Origin of the sequence: Gilliamella sp. Nev3-1, from assembly GCF_001690435.1 — a bacterium.
Classification (GTDB): domain Bacteria; phylum Pseudomonadota; class Gammaproteobacteria; order Enterobacterales; family Orbaceae; genus Gilliamella; species Gilliamella apicola_C.
The window spans coordinates 1-15,123 of record NZ_LZHN01000049.1 but is presented as its reverse complement, the minus strand read 5'-3'; the positions used below and the strand labels follow the sequence as shown (position 1 = coordinate 15,123).

At 34.6% G+C, this 15,123-nt stretch carries 32 protein-coding genes; 13 read left to right on the top strand and 19 right to left on the bottom strand.

The window, feature by feature from the left end; genetic code table 11:
• From A9G40_RS07955 to A9G40_RS07945, 3 genes are all read right to left on the bottom strand, one after another.
• A partial coding sequence (locus tag A9G40_RS07955) for a hypothetical protein (protein ID WP_141675226.1) occupies positions 1-197 on the bottom strand: 197 nt, incomplete at its 3' end.
• Positions 194-637, bottom strand: coding sequence for a D-Ala-D-Ala carboxypeptidase family metallohydrolase (locus A9G40_RS07950; protein WP_065582152.1), 444 nt, complete (start codon positions 635-637; stop codon positions 194-196). The genes A9G40_RS07950 and A9G40_RS07955, both read right to left, overlap by 4 nt.
• Complete coding sequence (locus tag A9G40_RS07945; protein WP_081302152.1) at positions 630-935, bottom strand: phage holin, lambda family; 306 nt, start codon at positions 933-935, stop codon at positions 630-632. Before A9G40_RS07945 ends, A9G40_RS07950 begins: the two co-directional genes overlap by 8 nt.
• 479 nt (positions 936-1,414) lie before the next feature.
• Here A9G40_RS07945 and A9G40_RS07940 point away from each other — a divergent pair, with 479 nt between their 5' ends.
• Positions 1,415-1,606: a hypothetical protein gene (locus tag A9G40_RS07940; RefSeq protein ID WP_065568181.1), complete on the top strand. Its 192-nt coding sequence runs from the start codon at positions 1,415-1,417 to the stop codon at positions 1,604-1,606.
• Here A9G40_RS07940 and A9G40_RS14710 read toward each other — a convergent pair.
• The 16 genes from A9G40_RS14710 to A9G40_RS07870 all read right to left on the bottom strand — a co-directional run bounded on the left by A9G40_RS14710 (position 1,599) and on the right by A9G40_RS07870 (position 8,687).
• A complete protein-coding gene (locus A9G40_RS14710; protein ID WP_176700460.1) occupies positions 1,599-1,817 on the bottom strand; it encodes a hypothetical protein in 219 nt (72 codons plus the stop codon). The two genes, A9G40_RS07940 and A9G40_RS14710, sit on opposite strands and share 8 nt — an antisense overlap.
• 117 nt (positions 1,818-1,934) lie before the next feature.
• Positions 1,935-2,237, bottom strand: coding sequence for an addiction module antidote protein (locus A9G40_RS07935; protein ID WP_034945255.1), 303 nt, complete (start codon positions 2,235-2,237; stop codon positions 1,935-1,937).
• Positions 2,230-2,529, bottom strand: coding sequence for a type II toxin-antitoxin system RelE/ParE family toxin (locus A9G40_RS07930; protein ID WP_065582615.1), 300 nt, complete (start codon positions 2,527-2,529; stop codon positions 2,230-2,232). The genes A9G40_RS07935 and A9G40_RS07930 overlap by 8 nt, the downstream gene beginning before the upstream one ends.
• A gap of 98 nt (positions 2,530-2,627) precedes the next feature.
• Entirely contained in the window at positions 2,628-3,365 is a 738-nt protein-coding gene (locus A9G40_RS07925) for a BRO-N domain-containing protein (protein ID WP_065582614.1), read from the bottom strand.
• Between the two features lie 262 nt (positions 3,366-3,627).
• On the bottom strand, positions 3,628-3,981 hold the full coding sequence (locus tag A9G40_RS07920) for an antiterminator Q family protein (protein WP_065582613.1): 354 nt from the start codon (positions 3,979-3,981) through the stop codon (positions 3,628-3,630).
• Complete coding sequence (locus tag A9G40_RS07915; RefSeq protein ID WP_065582612.1) at positions 3,968-4,528, bottom strand: recombination protein NinG; 561 nt, start codon at positions 4,526-4,528, stop codon at positions 3,968-3,970. Before A9G40_RS07915 ends, A9G40_RS07920 begins: the two co-directional genes overlap by 14 nt.
• A 144-nt stretch (positions 4,529-4,672) precedes the next feature.
• The gene (locus A9G40_RS15000) at positions 4,673-4,834 is read right to left on the bottom strand and encodes a hypothetical protein (RefSeq protein ID WP_176700459.1); all 162 of its coding nucleotides are present in this window, start codon (positions 4,832-4,834) and stop codon (positions 4,673-4,675) included.
• Between the two features lie 21 nt (positions 4,835-4,855).
• On the bottom strand, positions 4,856-5,305 hold the full coding sequence (locus A9G40_RS07910; RefSeq protein WP_065582611.1) for a DUF1367 family protein: 450 nt from the start codon (positions 5,303-5,305) through the stop codon (positions 4,856-4,858).
• A gap of 19 nt (positions 5,306-5,324) precedes the next feature.
• A complete protein-coding gene (locus A9G40_RS07905) occupies positions 5,325-5,567 on the bottom strand; it encodes a DUF3310 domain-containing protein (protein ID WP_065582610.1) in 243 nt (80 codons plus the stop codon).
• A complete protein-coding gene (locus tag A9G40_RS07900) occupies positions 5,560-5,766 on the bottom strand; it encodes a hypothetical protein (RefSeq protein WP_065582609.1) in 207 nt (68 codons plus the stop codon). The genes A9G40_RS07905 and A9G40_RS07900 overlap by 8 nt, the downstream gene beginning before the upstream one ends.
• A 2-nt stretch (positions 5,767-5,768) precedes the next feature.
• Positions 5,769-5,957, bottom strand: coding sequence for a DUF1187 family protein (locus tag A9G40_RS07895; RefSeq protein ID WP_065582608.1), 189 nt, complete (start codon positions 5,955-5,957; stop codon positions 5,769-5,771).
• Complete coding sequence (locus A9G40_RS07890) at positions 5,942-6,142, bottom strand: hypothetical protein (RefSeq protein WP_065582607.1); 201 nt, start codon at positions 6,140-6,142, stop codon at positions 5,942-5,944. Before A9G40_RS07890 ends, A9G40_RS07895 begins: the two co-directional genes overlap by 16 nt.
• The gene (locus A9G40_RS07885) at positions 6,126-7,535 is read right to left on the bottom strand and encodes a replicative DNA helicase (RefSeq protein WP_065582606.1); all 1,410 of its coding nucleotides are present in this window, start codon (positions 7,533-7,535) and stop codon (positions 6,126-6,128) included. Before A9G40_RS07885 ends, A9G40_RS07890 begins: the two co-directional genes overlap by 17 nt.
• Positions 7,532-8,248, bottom strand: a complete 717-nt coding sequence (locus A9G40_RS14705) for a replication protein (protein WP_065582605.1) — start codon at positions 8,246-8,248, stop codon at positions 7,532-7,534. Before A9G40_RS14705 ends, A9G40_RS07885 begins: the two co-directional genes overlap by 4 nt.
• A complete protein-coding gene (locus tag A9G40_RS07875) occupies positions 8,248-8,475 on the bottom strand; it encodes a helix-turn-helix domain-containing protein (RefSeq protein ID WP_065582604.1) in 228 nt (75 codons plus the stop codon). The genes A9G40_RS14705 and A9G40_RS07875 overlap by 1 nt, the downstream gene beginning before the upstream one ends.
• Positions 8,476-8,477: 2 nt before the next feature.
• A complete protein-coding gene (locus tag A9G40_RS07870) occupies positions 8,478-8,687 on the bottom strand; it encodes a helix-turn-helix domain-containing protein (RefSeq protein ID WP_065582603.1) in 210 nt (69 codons plus the stop codon).
• A gap of 113 nt (positions 8,688-8,800) precedes the next feature.
• On the opposite strand from A9G40_RS07870, the gene A9G40_RS07865 reads away from it, so the two are divergent.
• The 12 genes from A9G40_RS07865 (at position 8,801) to A9G40_RS07820 (ending at position 14,927) form a co-directional block, all read left to right on the top strand.
• Positions 8,801-9,445: a LexA family protein gene (locus A9G40_RS07865; protein WP_065582602.1), complete on the top strand. Its 645-nt coding sequence runs from the start codon at positions 8,801-8,803 to the stop codon at positions 9,443-9,445.
• Positions 9,446-9,539: 94 nt separating this feature from the next.
• Complete coding sequence (locus tag A9G40_RS07860; RefSeq protein ID WP_141675224.1) at positions 9,540-10,322, top strand: HipA family kinase; 783 nt, start codon at positions 9,540-9,542, stop codon at positions 10,320-10,322.
• Positions 10,309-11,130, top strand: coding sequence for a DUF3037 domain-containing protein (locus A9G40_RS07855; RefSeq protein WP_065582600.1), 822 nt, complete (start codon positions 10,309-10,311; stop codon positions 11,128-11,130). Before A9G40_RS07860 ends, A9G40_RS07855 begins: the two co-directional genes overlap by 14 nt.
• Positions 11,131-11,490: 360 nt before the next feature.
• Complete coding sequence (locus A9G40_RS07850) at positions 11,491-11,730, top strand: hypothetical protein (protein WP_065582599.1); 240 nt, start codon at positions 11,491-11,493, stop codon at positions 11,728-11,730.
• 124 nt (positions 11,731-11,854) lie between these two features.
• Positions 11,855-12,073: a hypothetical protein gene (locus A9G40_RS07845; RefSeq protein ID WP_141675223.1), complete on the top strand. Its 219-nt coding sequence runs from the start codon at positions 11,855-11,857 to the stop codon at positions 12,071-12,073.
• Between the two features lie 64 nt (positions 12,074-12,137).
• Entirely contained in the window at positions 12,138-12,302 is a 165-nt protein-coding gene (locus tag A9G40_RS14995; protein ID WP_176700458.1) for a hypothetical protein, read from the top strand.
• A 5-nt stretch (positions 12,303-12,307) separates the two neighbouring features.
• Positions 12,308-12,469 (top strand): hypothetical protein, encoded by a 162-nt coding sequence (locus tag A9G40_RS14990; protein WP_176700457.1) that lies wholly within the window; start codon positions 12,308-12,310, stop codon positions 12,467-12,469.
• Positions 12,456-13,094, top strand: coding sequence for a Rad52/Rad22 family DNA repair protein (locus tag A9G40_RS07840; RefSeq protein ID WP_065582597.1), 639 nt, complete (start codon positions 12,456-12,458; stop codon positions 13,092-13,094). Before A9G40_RS14990 ends, A9G40_RS07840 begins: the two co-directional genes overlap by 14 nt.
• A gap of 2 nt (positions 13,095-13,096) precedes the next feature.
• Positions 13,097-13,777, top strand: coding sequence for a ribonuclease H-like domain-containing protein (locus A9G40_RS07835; RefSeq protein WP_065582596.1), 681 nt, complete (start codon positions 13,097-13,099; stop codon positions 13,775-13,777).
• Between the two features lie 70 nt (positions 13,778-13,847).
• Entirely contained in the window at positions 13,848-14,288 is a 441-nt protein-coding gene (gene ssb / locus A9G40_RS07830) for a single-stranded DNA-binding protein (RefSeq protein WP_065582595.1), read from the top strand.
• Between the two features lie 115 nt (positions 14,289-14,403).
• Positions 14,404-14,679: a hypothetical protein gene (locus tag A9G40_RS07825; RefSeq protein ID WP_065609673.1), complete on the top strand. Its 276-nt coding sequence runs from the start codon at positions 14,404-14,406 to the stop codon at positions 14,677-14,679.
• Between the two features lie 2 nt (positions 14,680-14,681).
• Positions 14,682-14,927, top strand: a complete 246-nt coding sequence (locus tag A9G40_RS07820) for a DUF3850 domain-containing protein (protein WP_065581715.1) — start codon at positions 14,682-14,684, stop codon at positions 14,925-14,927.
• Positions 14,928-15,123 lie beyond the last annotated feature (196 nt).

The window sequence follows — 15,123 nt, the reverse complement described above, 5'->3', positions numbered from 1 at the left end:
TTTTCTAGCTCGCGTTTGCTTTGCTCATTATCTGCTATGATTTGATTGTTTTTAGCGATGTTCTGATTTAACTGTTCGATTTTTCCGAGCAGTTCATCGTTTGTTTTTTGAATTGCTTCTTTGTCTTTACACAAATTAACAATAACATAAATCATAAATGTAAAAATAATCGCTATTGCCGTGTATGTTTTATTCATTTTAAACCACTCAAATAAACCGTTTTACCGCCCTGCTTGGCTGCTGTTAACACTATTTGGCGATTATGTGTCGGACTAAAACCAATGTGCACCCATTGATTATGCTCTTGAATTAATTTATCGAACTGCACCCCAGCATCAACCAACTGTTGACAAATCTCTTTAGGCGTACCGAATGACGATTTAAAGTCTACCGCTAATCCCTTTGTGTGAGCGCTTGTTGCTACACCGCCAACTTTAGCATTTAGCGCAGGACAGCGATATCCAGACGTGATAATAATTGGCTTACCTAAAGCTTTTCTTACCAACTCCAGCTTAATAGCTGTTAATTGCACGTTGGGCATTAAATCAGCAGGCACAGAGTTATCAATTTTTAATCTACTAGCTGTTGTCGAGCGAGTAAACTCTTCTAGCGTAAAATGTTCAGTTAGCTTAGTCATCGTTGTTGTCAACCCTTTTTCTTAACATTGAATTTGATACTTGACGTAATTTATCAACACCTAAAAATCCAATTGCGCCACCAATAAACGGATTCATACTAACTGGTAAGCCAAAATAGTCTAGCCCACTGCTAGCAGCTAATGACAACGCACCACACAATAACGCTTCAACCCATTTACGGCGTCCGCCTACCCCGTCATATGTTAAACGACCGTAGGCTATAATGATGGATAGAATGACACCGTAAATTAATGGCGCATTCGATTGCAACCATTCCATGATTGATGATTTATACATGTTATTATTCTTCATATGAGTTAATAAGGTGACAGCGTACTAGCTATATTGAGTGGTGTGCGTGTCTAGCTTTGCTGTCGATTCTGTGGAAATAAATAGACCTAAACTTCTGCCGTTTAGGCGCAGTTACGACTCGACGACATATGTGAAATTTGGACATAAAAAAACCGCAATTAAGCGGCTTCATTTAATAATTTTATTCGGTAATAAATCTATAAAAAAATCAAAATCATTTAGATAAAAGTGTTGACCTTTATTGTAGGTTAACCTATAATTATAACCATCAAGTGAGGGACTTGATAAGGTAAACCCCCGACCTAAGACGAGGGCTTAAGGAGAAGAAAAAATGAAATTTTTAATCATATTTCTTCTACTACTTGTAAGTTTCCCAGCTTTTTAAGTAGTATCAAAGGTGGGGCGAAAGCCCTACCGATGACCTTAAATATACCAATTGACACTTAATAAATCAAGGTGATTTTATGGCAAAATCAATAACAGAAATTCAAGCAAAAAGTGACCAAAAACGAGGAGTTAAAGTAAAAGGCTTCAAACTACACGTTGATGATATCGCATTAATTGAACAAGCAAGTAAAAACCTAGATGTATCACAAGCTCAACTTATTGTTGATGCCGTGAAATTTTACCTTGATAATAAAAAGCCTCTTAATTGAGGCTTTCTTTTAAATTCAGTAATGATCGATGTTCTTGTAATGTTAACTCATTGAGATATCGCCTTGGATTGCCGCACATCCAACAAGAACAAGCTGTCGGTGTTGTTATATGCCTTTTTAGCGACTTTCTAGAATCACCAGAATAAAAATCATTCTTTCTATTATCTAGGCATCGCTTAACTTGGTGTCGTCTATATGCTCGTGTTCTCATAAAATTACTCACATATGGATAGCAAAAAGCCCAACTATTTCAGTGGGCTTAAATTCTATGCGTTCAAAACCGCATCATATATATATTATCTATCCGTATATCCGTACAGTCAAGTATTTATTGAATATTACAAGCCTTTCTTGTTGCTGTGATTTGTAGATCCATACCTAACGCATGAATAATTTTAAGCATAGTGTCAAATCTAGGTTTTTTCGCTGATAACGTTTTATATAGACTTTCTCTTCCGATACCTGCTTCTTCTGCTATTTTTGTCATACCTATTGAACGAGCTACATCATTAAGTGCTGCAATAAATTCTTCTGATGAAATATCCTCATGCAAAAATTCTGAAAGATACATTGCTCTTTCTTCATCAGTATTAAGGAATTTTGCCGCATCAAATTGCGTCACTTTAACCATTTTTAATCTCCTTCCAAAGTTTTACCGCTTTGTCTATATCTTTCTTTTGTGTTGACTTATCACCACCACATAATAAGAGATAAGTAATATTTCCATCTTTTGCGTAATATACTCGATAGCCTGCACCAACAGTAATTCGCATTTCGTAAATTTCATCCCTTAAAAATTTATGATCACCAAAATTACCAAAAGCAGCTCTTCGAATTCTTGCTGTTATTACTGTTTTTCCTTTAGAATCTTTCAAGCGTTCTAACCAGTTTTCGAAAATTTCTGTTTGGTTAATTATATTCATACATACACCAATCTTGTATTTATTAAATATTGTATACTTTTGGATACAATAATCAATATTTATTTTATTAAAAAGGGCGTAAAGCCCTTTGTATTGTGTTATTTGATATCTGCAATTAATTTTTTATTAAAATCTTTTAGGTATATTTTATGCATCTTATCTATGTTTAACAAAAATTGGGCATGTTCATGTTTTACATTGAACATGATAATATCTTGATCGTTGTGGTTCCTGAAAATCTTTTTAATAATTTCGCTTTCAGTATCTCGCCTCAACGTTAAATACATCTGAGTTACTTTTAACATTTTTTCAATTTCTGCGCTTATTAAGTAAAGTCTATCTTTTCTTATATGTTGAATACTATCAGCACCAGTTGCGTCACGTACCATTTTCCAAACTCCTTGCGTGAATGCTTCAGTGTAGAAAAAGGCATTTGAAATATTATTAATGATATATTTTAAATCTTGCAATTGCTGTGATGTGATGTAATTTGATTTATCAACAACTGAGTATGCACCGGTGTTACGGATTGTTGGAAGTACATCATTAAATACCCAATCTTGAAATTGTTTAGCTTCTGGCTTATTACTTCTAAATATCACTCGGTATAAGTTTGGCTCATTAATAAATACAACGTATTGATTACCGCCATTTGTAGGGAGGTAGATTTTTTCTACCCCCTTATTATCAATCTGTTTTGCTAATAAATCTTTATGGTTTTTGATGTCTAAAACACTACAAACATCTTTTAAGCAAAAGAAAGGTTCGTTATTAATTAATTGAATGCGAACTTCATAAGAAGATTGAAATTGAAAAACTGAAATTTGATTAGTCATAATATTGACCTCGGATGATTGGTTATTTTATAAATCACCACCAACACGCCAATATTGGAGGTGAACTAAGCAAGGTTGGCGTACTGGTTAATCATCCGAATCCAGCGAGCGGTTAAGCTCCCTCACCTAGCCCACCATAGACTAGATATAGAAAAACTGCTTACGCAGTTTGTGCGGATGATATTTAGCTCAGGACGCCAATCCCGACGTTAGATTTTGCTAACGTTTTTTCAATATACATCTTAATTATGTTCATTGTCAACTATGCCACCTTTGGGAATAATTCAATAATATGACCACGAATGAAACATTCAGCAGCAAACAAAATTTTTGTTATATCATCCGTTCTTTTACCCAATATTCTCGCTTGCTTACTGCATGAAATTTCACGAAGATAAAAAGAAGTTAATACAGCCCAGTGTTCAATATTATCGGATTTAAGTCTTAACACCGCATTATCAACAATTTCAGCTTCATCTTCTGTTAAATACTGACGATAATCAAAATCCATTGGCGCACCATCAATACCTGCCGATTTTGATGGGTATTCTGTTCCCATTCTTTTTAAAATACGGGTGTTTTTCCACGCTGTTAAAATGTCTTTAGTTTCTCTCATCATTCCCCCTTTTTAATTCTTTCAACTTTTCTTTATACTCAACTTTAATCTGTTTTATTTGCTCTATCGTGTATTTTTTCGGGTCATGATACCCTTCTAACCATTCAACTTTTTCTACACCTATTTTTTTTACTAAATTAATTCTGTACTCAATGATGTTCCCTGATTTGTGATTGTTACATGCTGAACATTGCTTATGTACATTTAGTTCACAGAATCGTAACTCTGGACACGCACCGACACTTCGATAGTGTCCTGCGTGATATTGCCCCGTGTGATAGCGTCCACAACTGATACACGGCTCGTTTTTGTCTCGCTCTCGAATAAATGCATTAAATGCTGTTTGCGCTTTTCTTAAATGCTCTGACCGAGTTTTAATTTTCTCTTTTGTTATTCGTGTTAATTTAATTCTGGTTTGCTCCTGTACCCTATTATCTTTTGCATACTGAATAGCACAATCAATTGAACAAACCTTGGCGAGTGAGTTAAATAACGCAAATTTTTTACCGCAGTTTTTACATTTTTTCTGTTTTATTTCTGATTTCATCGCCTATATTTCTCTTTATTCAAGTAAAACTTGCCGCAAGAGCCTTTTACCTCACCGTTAACGCCAACTAACGGTCTATTGCAGACAAATAAATCTAAATCGACGTTATATAAACAGACTCCGTTACACTCTGGGCATTTAAAATCAGTTTTTATTAATTTGTGTTTTCTCGGCATCATTAACTCTATTTAAATTATGCTGATTAATGTATTCTCTGCGTTGCTCTCTAACTATTGCTATTGCTCGCTCTAACTCTTGCTCTTTATCATCGTATAGTTTCAGTTGTTCTTTGTGTTTTTTGTTCATCATGCTACCTTTGATAATTGATTAAAAAAACGCATAAAGCTGATTAATTATGTTTTGGTCTGTGGTTTTACCAAAAAGATGCTTTAATGCCGCATTTATTAATGCGCTGTAAACTCTCTCAAACTCGTCTTGCTCCATATTTCCGTAAGCGAGGCTTTGCGCTTCTGTTCGTATATCACCGTTTAATCTAACTGTTTGCTCGTAATAACCCGCTAAAATAGTTAAATCCTTTCTAAATCTATCGAACTGCGCTGATTCACTCATGTGCTCCAGTCCTGCTTTATCAGCAGACCAGTGTTGAAAACAAAACCCAAAAAATGCAAAAACCTTGCGGTGAAAATGCGGATTACGCCAAAGTTTTATTTCAACCTCGCAAGCTTCGCCCGTTTGGTACCGTGTCATTTTGTCAGCTTCGGCATCTGATGCTGGCACTAGTACGCCGCCTGCTTGTTTAATAAAAAGATGTTTCATTGTTTATCACTTCGAATACTCAACTGTTAACGGCGTCAACGCACAAACGCTTTTTATTTTCAAAAATCTTCTCGTACTCATTAGCCTTTGCAATGTCTTGCTCTAACGCATCTTTTTTGCCCGCTCTAATTCGATATTTCAAAATGTTGCCGAGACAAAAGCCCCTGAACTGCTCTACAGTCATGCTTCGAGCGATAATGTCGATAGATTCGATGCCTTCGATTATTTGATAGTGTTTTGGATTTTTTATGTTGTCACTCATCACCCGATCCCCCGTCTAATTCAGCCCGTGCTAGATATGCAATTAATGCAGAACTAATAAAATCAACATTTTGATTTAAAATTTTTTGTACAAACTCATTTTTTTTATAATCTTCGATCCCCTCAGGAATTGGAGTAATTAGATGTTTTTTAAATCTTTCTACTTCCTTTTCTAACTTTTGCTGTGTTAATTTAGTCATCCTTAAACCCTCACGCACTCAAAGTTATCAAGCCGAATTAGCTCTTTTACTTTCCACCCAAAAGAATTCTTTTTACCGTTTGATAGCTTTTTAATACATTGTTCGACTGTTAATTCTTCATTAGTAAAATGCGTCCAATTTATCGGTTGGTGTCCGTCTTTTATGATTGTTGCTGTTATTTTGTAAGCCATTTCTGTATCAACTCCCTCAATTTAATTTTGTCTTCTTCTGAATATTTTTTAACTCGTTCTGCTAATTGCCGTTTAATCTTTGCCGTATTTGCTTCTGGTTCTCTTATCGCTCTCACATAGTCATACGCTATTTTGTCGAGCATGTGATTAATACCGAGTGGGCAGTGGTTAACCTGCTCGCGCATATTTACGCTCTTTTTTTGCCGGCTCTGGATTTGCTCTAGCCTGCGATTCCAGTTGATCTACGTTATAAATACGCCCATTGTTAATACCTGCAAAAACAGTAAAATTACCTGAGCCATGGCGATTTAAAGCAACGTTAATTTCCATCAAGTTTTTATCTGCGTTATCGTTGTAAACAGCATCACGATAAATACCCACCCAGTAGTCACAATCTTGCTCAATTTGCCCTGTGTCACGGCTATCACTTGGAATCGGTCGTTTATCAGCTCTGGATTCAAGATTACGGTTTAATTGAGTTAACATAACAACAACGCAATTAAGCTCCTTAGCCAATGCTTTAAGCCCTTTAGTTATTGCACCGTAAGCCAAATCGTTGCGAGTATCATCACCTGTTTTTTCTTTTTCCATCAGAGTTAGATAATCAACCATGATCATACCGATTTGCCCTTTTTCTCTCGCCATTCTGCGAGCCTCAGAGCGAACATGAGATAGTGTTATTGCTGGTGTATCGTCGATGTAGATATTGTCGCTATTTGTTAACTCGTTCAAATGATGCATAACACGCGCAAATTCAGAATCCGAACCTAAACCACCGTCATAAAAAATATTGCTATTTACACCAGATTCTTGAGCTAAAATATTCTCTAGCATTTGCTCGTTTTGCATTTCTAACGAAAACATCAGCACAGGTAATTTTTCATTCATTGCACAATTACGTGCCATGTTGATCTCGAATGTGGTTTTACCCATTTTTGGACGAGCGCCAACAACAAATAACGAACCGCGAACAAGCCCTTTAGGCGCTAATTTTTCATCTAACGCTTTAATTCCAGTTGATAAACCACGTGCGCTATCAGCGTTTTCTAAACGTTGCTCTAATGTTTCGACCCATTGCTCAGAAATGGTTTTCAGTGATTTCAAACCTGCAACTTTTCCAGTTTTGTTATAGTCATCAATTTGCGTAAATAGCGCATGAATAGCCGATATTTTGTCGCTAGTAGATAGATTTGATTTCTCAAAAATCATAGCGCTACAGTCGTTTAATTTTTGCAATGTGTAGCGTTCAATCGCTTTGTCTCGAACAATTCCAGCATAAGCTGTAACGTTGATCATCGACGGCGTATTTTTGGATAATTCAGCCAGATAAGCTAAACCACCGCAATCTTTCAAAGTTCCTTTTGCTTCCATACTGTCTGACAATGTAATCAGGTCAATTGGGTAGTTTTTACGATTTAATTCAAGCATTTCAGCAAAAATAACTTGATGATGTCTGCTGTAGAATGATTCTGGCTTCAATGAATAGATTGCTTTTTGACAGCGATCTGATTGAAAATCTAACATCATTGAGCCAAGCACAGCTTGTTCAGCAACTAAGTCATGTGGGATCACGTTCATAGCGTACCCTCCTTGAATTTTGTATAAGTTTCATCCTTAACAATGTATTCAAATTTAGCCTCCCAGTTTCTCTGGTTTTCACCAAACATCCAAGCTGGTGCTCTTTCTACAAAATCATAAAAATAGTTAATCAAATCATTGATATTTAGTTTTTTGTTGTCTTTAAAAAATTTTTTAACTAGATTTTTTCGTGCAGTAGTCATTTTTTGAATCTGTGGCAATCTGTTTTCTACAGCATCGTTGTATGCATCCATGACCAAATCAAAATCAATATTATTTTCTTTTGTAATATTGTTTTTAATAGTGTCTTTTGTAGAGTGACATTTTTTGTCACTGGTGGTAGTAACATTTTTTGTCACTGGTTCTATGCATTTTTTGCTACCAGTATCATTTTTTGTACCTGCATTTTTTGATACTGGTTCTGATGGTTCCAGTACTAGTGAATATTCAGTAATTTCACCGTTGTTTTTAATTGCGTTGATCAAACCTAAATTTTTTAATTCAGATAGAGCAGCATAAATCGTGCGCTTGTCTTTTATTCCAAGATATTGCATAAATTGTGATACGCTAATCCTATCGCTTGTTTTACCCCATCCCGTTGTTTTACGAGTAATCAGCAAATAACAACGTAACGCATTAGCTGACATATCAGCCATTAGCTCATCAATAACAGCGTTTGGCACTTGAAATGAGTTTGATATGAATTTACTCATCAATTAACCCTCATAGAATATTCAGCATATTTCTTACCGTTTTCCGCTGTAACCATTCGCTTATCAATGTTAAATCCGTCCTGTTTTAAATCATAAATGCGCGCTCCAAGTCTAAAGCAACCGTATTGATTCAATGCTTGTAATGGATTAATGGTCTTACCGCTTTGCAAATGGTTTAATATTTTTGCGCATTGGCTTTGTGTACTTTCATTGTTTGATGTACTCATAATTACCTCGAATTAGTTTGATTACCGTAATACAGCCACTCAACCGAACAATTCAAAGCTTTAGCGATTTCTACGATATTCCTTGGTTTTTCTATGTTTCCAGATTCTAGATCGCTGATTGACTGTTGTTTCATACCAACCAAATCGGCTAAAAAAGATTGACTTATATTTTGCTCAATTCTCTTTTGTTTAACTCGCTCTCCAATTGTCATATTTGCCCTTACTAAATATTAACAGTTATAACTGTATTAAATAACAGTTTATACTGTTTGTCAATTACAGATTTATCTGTATTATTTTTTTTATAACAATGGAGATTTTTAAAATGAATAATCTTGGTCAACGAATTAGAGCCAGACGAGAAGAATTGAACTTAACGCAGGAACAAGTAGCTTCACAAGTTGGAATAAAACAACAATCTTATCAAGCGATTGAAAGTGGAGAAGTAAAAAAACCTCGCTATTTATATGAAATATCTGTTGCTCTCAAATGCGATATGGTATGGCTATTAAGCGGAAAAGAGAAAGAAGTAAAAAATGTAGAACCTATAGCACTAAAGGCTCGCCAAGTACCTTTAATTAGTTATGTTCAAGCAGGAGTTTGGACTGAATCATGCGAATTAAGAGATTCAACAGGATTTGAATACATTATGACTTCATTGGAATTATCAGATAAAGCATTTGCATTACAAATAAAAGGCGACTCAATGGAGCCAGAATTCAAAGAAGGTGATGTTATCATTATAGATCCAGCCATTAAACCAATTCCTGGTGAATTTGTTGTTGCAATGAATGGCGAATCAGAAGCTACTTTCAAGAAATATAGAGAGTTAGGATATGATGAACATGAAAGAATGCAATTTGAGCTGATTCCGTTAAATCCTGACTATACAACAATGAGTACATTAACCCAGCAAATAAGAATAGTTGGCACAATGGTTGAGCACAGAATATTTAGACGTAAAAGATAATAGTTCAAAATAAAACACGGCTAACCGCTTCGGCGGTTTTTGGATAAAATAGATAATTTGAATAATGTAAGGAATAACTATGGAACAAAGTTCTTTGTTTGCTTTAGAAATAACAGACAAGGCACCAGCTAATACCATTACAGCTCATTTAAAAATGTTTGTTATTGCTGATGATGGGCAAGAATATGCTGCAAAAGGTATTCATGATGGTTACAACGAACGTGTTTCAGTTCCTCACCCAAATCAGATCCCTGCCGCTGAATGGTTGTGTTCAAATTTAGCTGAAATTTGCGGGCTACCTATTCCTAACTATAAAATATTATTAGATAAAAATAATGGCAATTACTATTTTGGCTCAAGAATAGAGTTAGCTTGCGATAAAGCCATTTTAGATGGAGTAAGTTGGTTAAATAGAATAAAAAATGCAAGTGAACAATTAAAAAAACAATTATGGTCTATACATGCTTTTGATTTATTTATTTACAATATGGATCGACATATTAATAATTATTTGTATGTTGTAAATAGAAGTAATTCATTTGATATTCAAGCTTTTGACTTCAGTCTATCATCACTTGTTTTAGGTTGGCCAAAAGAGATAGATCTTAGTGCATTCCCAAATTGTAACACATCGAATTCTTGGAGTTACATAAAAAAAATAACGGGAATAAAAGATGAATACACAACAAGCGCACTAAAAATATTAGGTAAATTAAAATTAATAGATGTAAGCAAAATTGATGATATTTTTAGCAAAATGCCAAGCCAGTGGGTTAATGAAGAGTTAAAAATTAATTTAATTGATTGGTGGCAAAGTCCAGCTAGATTAAGTAAAATTGATTTGGTTATAGAGGAGATAAAAAATGAATCAATATAAATATAGCATTATAAAGCTATCGCCTGATCATGTTAAAGGTGAGATTATTAATGTTGGTATTATTATTTATCTTAATGACAGCCTAGATATTAGAACGATTCAACAGAAAAACAAAATACAAGCCATAACAAAAAATTTAACGTTAGAATCATTACAAGATTTTACAGAAGATCTTAATTGGTTATATCAATTAAACACAGACTCTGAAAATTTCTATAAGTTATTCTCTGGTTCAATAGTTATATCAAGTCCGGGGATGTTTACTTTAAGGGAAAGTATGACCTATGAAAAACAAGTTGATATTTTGTTTGAAAAATACGTCACGTCGCCCCGATTACAAAAAAGGAACACTCAAAATAAAAGAATTATCACACAACTAAAGAATATATTTGATAAAGCCGGAATTTTAGGAAGAGACCTATCTGATATTTCAAATCATAGAGTAGTAACTAATTATCCAATAGCTGAAGGTGAAGGTATATATGCTGAATTATTGCTCAAAAATGGCGCTTACCACTTAACTGAAACTCTTGATTTAAGAACTGACAATAACAAACAAAAAACAGGGGAATCAGCCTTGAAAGCTATAACAATCTCGAAAGCCAAAAGTATATTATCTGGAAATGTTAATTCATTTGTAATTTACGCTAGCGTTGACAGTCAACAAGATAAAAAATTAATACCACAATTAAATCTTATAGATAATTATGCGGACTCAATATTCAATATTAATAGCAATGAAGATATGTCAACGTATTACGATCATATATTTAATGCTGCTGGTACACAAATGAAGACTTATAATTAACATATTAAAACAGCTAACCTAGCCCGCTTCATGCGGGTTTTTTCACGCCTGAAATTCCCCACCACAACTTTAGAACACCTTTCTGATTAAAAAATAATCAAACAAATTAATTACAGTTAAAAATACAGTTTTATCTGTTTACTTATAACAGTTTTAACTGTATTATCATTTCATCAAAACAAATCAACTTAACAAACAATTAAGCAATAGAACGATTTTGATAGATAGTCGAACGGCGCGACTTTAAACCCTGCGTCGGGTGCTTGGCGGGTTCATGAAGAACGGCAATAAGACACAATAAAAATCAAATTAAATAATTTTCACGGAGAGTTATTTAATTTGATAACAAAGAGGTAAAACATGGCTAAAAAAGAAATTGGAATAAAGCTAATTGTCGAAATTGACGATAACGGGGATTTATTCTCGAAAACACAAGTAGAGTACGACCCAAAAAGTTTGAAACCTATAACAGATAAAGCTTTTATTTCATATCTCAATGAAATGATGTCACAACACGCACAGCCGATTGTCGCATCAGCTCTTGCACTTGCTGAATTGAGAGAAAGATTATCTTTATACGAAAATGATTTAGACGATTAAATCAGTGCTCAAATCAAAGCACTCATTCATAGAGTGCGCTTGAGTTTGAAATATAAGAATGCGAGGTAACCTATGCAATTACATAGATCTGTAGAGAACGCATTACGAAAATGCCTATTGTAAAATGATGAACAATACCGAAATGCAAGACGCTAAAGATGAATGGATTGAAACCAGAGCTGAAGAATTAATCAAGAATTTTGACAATGATAATGATTGGCAAATTATAGAATTACTAAAAATAAAACTAGAAAGTAAAAGCATTGACGCAGACCTTTACAACCAATTTATAACTGATATTTGCTACTCACAAGCCACACTTGAGTATAGCCAAACATTCTGACAACAGGAAAAACAGCACATTCTACATCCGTTTGCCTTTTTTGAGGGCTTTTAAGGAGCTGATTATGACAAATAAAGATTTTATAAATTCAAAACAAATCGATAAGTTCAGCAAAGATTACAAACTAAACAAGAGCGAGCAAATATACACTTTTTTTTGTACTTTGATTTTATCATTTGGCGGGCTATTTATGCTTTTTCGCTGGATGTTACATATTGCTACGGAGTAATAATTATGACATGGGAAGAGGTTTATAGTTCGCTGTCAATTCAATCAAGAATGATCATTGATATAGCAGAAGCATATCGTGTTGATTTAACTGAATTAGCAAATTTACAAGTTCAAAAACAAGAGAGTAACACACATTTAAATGAGGTGATTCATGGAGTTAGCTAAATTAGACGCGCCTTTCCACCCTAAAGACATTGAGTGGAGAGTACAACAGTGCGGTATCTCTAATAACAAGCCATGGTGTATGGTTTTAGCGTATGTAACAAACAGAGCTATTCAGCAACGACTTGATGAAGTTTGCGGAAAAGAAAACTGGCAAAACGATTATCACCCTGCTCCAGACGGTGGGGTTATGTGTAGTATTAAAATCAAAATTAATGGTGAGTGGATAACGAAAAAAGATGGTGCAGAAAACACTCAGATAGAAGCTGTTAAAGGTGGCATATCTGGAGCGATGAAGCGCGCGGGCGTTCAGTGGGGAATAGGTAGATATCTTTATGATTTAGAAGAAGGTTTTGCTAAAGCTTCGCTAGAAAAGGTTGAAGGTTGGAATAGAACTCGAACAAAAGATAGTAAGTATATTTGGTGGGAGACTCCAACGCTGCCCGACTGGGCGTTACCGATTGAGTATATTTTATCACTATTCGAATGCGAGGCTATTAATTGCAAATCTATGGATGAATTAAAAACGATTTATACAAAATATTACAATCGCTGCGTTGTAATAGGTGCCGATGATCGGCTTAAGTCATTGAGTGATAAATATAAATATAAGCTAGAGAGTAAATAGCAATGAGGAAATTTAACATCTATTTTGATATAGAAACCATTCCGACACAATCTAAGCAGTTAAAAGCTCATATTCAGAATAATTTAACTCCACCTAGTAATTACAAGAAACAAGAGGCGATTGATGCGTGGATTGAAGAGCACAAAGATATTGTTTACCGAAAAACCGCTTTAAACGGCGGTTTTGGTCAAATTGTTTGTATTGGTTATGCAATCAATGATGAGAATGTGCGAGTAATTTATTTTGATGACTGGGCATCATCTGAAAAACAAATATTGCAATCATTTTTTAATGATTTAATTGAGCGTTATAGACCCAGTTCAGATATAACCCCGCATTTTATTGGGCATAATATCGAAAATTTCGATCTTCGATTTATTTATCAGCGCGCAATCGTTTTAGATGTTATACCTCCGGCATTTTTACCGCTAAATAACAAATCATATAACAATATGTACATATTTGATTCTATGACGGAGTGGGCAGGTAAACGTAATTATGCGTCATTAAATGAAGTTTGTTTGGCGCTTGGTATAGAGCCAAAATCCGATGATATCGATGGCTCAAAAGTCTGGGATTTGGTGCGAGAAGGGAAAATAAAACAGGTTGCAGATTATTGTGCTGCCGACGTTGAGAAAGTTAGATTAATACATAAGCGCATGACATTTCAGAATGCAAGTTAATTACAGCCGGCAAGGTTTAAGTGAGCGAAAAAGTATATGACGTTGATAAAACAAAACTGGAGCAAGAAAAATGGCACGTGGAATAAATAAACTAATTCTAGTTGGCAATGTAGGCCAAGATCCAGAAGTTCGTTACATGCAAAATGGTAACGCTATAGCTAATTTGAGTATAGCAACATCTGAAAGTTGGAAAGATAAACAAACTGGCGAAACCCGCGATCGCACTGAGTGGCATAGAGTTGTTATATTCGGTAAATTAGCCGAAATTGCTAACGAGTACGTCAAAAAAGGCGCTCAAGTGTATATTGAAGGTCAATTACAAACAAGAAAATGGCAAGATCAATCAGGTAACGATCATTATACAACTGAAGTTGTAGTCAACCCAATAGGTGGTACATTGCAAATTTTGGGTAGTCGTGACAATAATAACGCTAGCCAGACACAACAAAAACAACAGCAACAAACAACAACACAGCATCAAGATACATTTGATGACAACATCCCATTTTAAATCAATTAGTTAAATCAACTATCTTGGCGGTTAATCACTAATAGCTGCCGAGCACCCCCTCTATTCTATTAATTTATTACAACTATCTGCGCTGATTATTTAGCGTAGATACTTTATGGGAATAATTATGCAAATTGATGAATCCGTATTTAACCACGGCAAAATCGAATTTCAACATATCGACTATGGTTATGTTTTCTTGTTTGATAACGAGCTTTATATGAAGATTGAATTAGACCCGATTATTCTGTCGTTTGTTTTCAAATGCTCATCTAAAGGTGTACACGAAATAACTAACGGATGCGCAATCAATCTTATTAGCGGTCAAGGAGAAGTGTTTGCTGATAACTGTATGGTCGAACCAGTAAAAGCTGTAATTAAAAGGAAATAATCATGACTACACACGAACTAAAAATTAAATCAGAGTATTTTATGGATGTTGTAAAAGACATAAAAAAGGCTGAAATACGCTACAACGACCGAAATTACAAAGTCGGAGATATTCTAAAGTTGCATGAGATTGATGAGCTAGGTAATCGAACTGGCAATCAATGTAGCGTTATTGTCTCTCACATTTTAGATGATGCTGAGTATTTGAGGGATGGTTATGTAATGCTGAGCATTGACGTAATATACTGATTTATGTAGAGGAATTAGGCGAATTATGAATAGTAATACTCTAAAGAAATATCAAACTCAATTACAAAAATTAAAAGCGAAGCAAAGCGTTGTCAAAACAGAATTAACAGATTGTCAGCATCGCTATAACTCAATCAAAAATGAAATACTCGACGTACAAACAAAGATAAATGAACTATCACGTAATAATAAACTA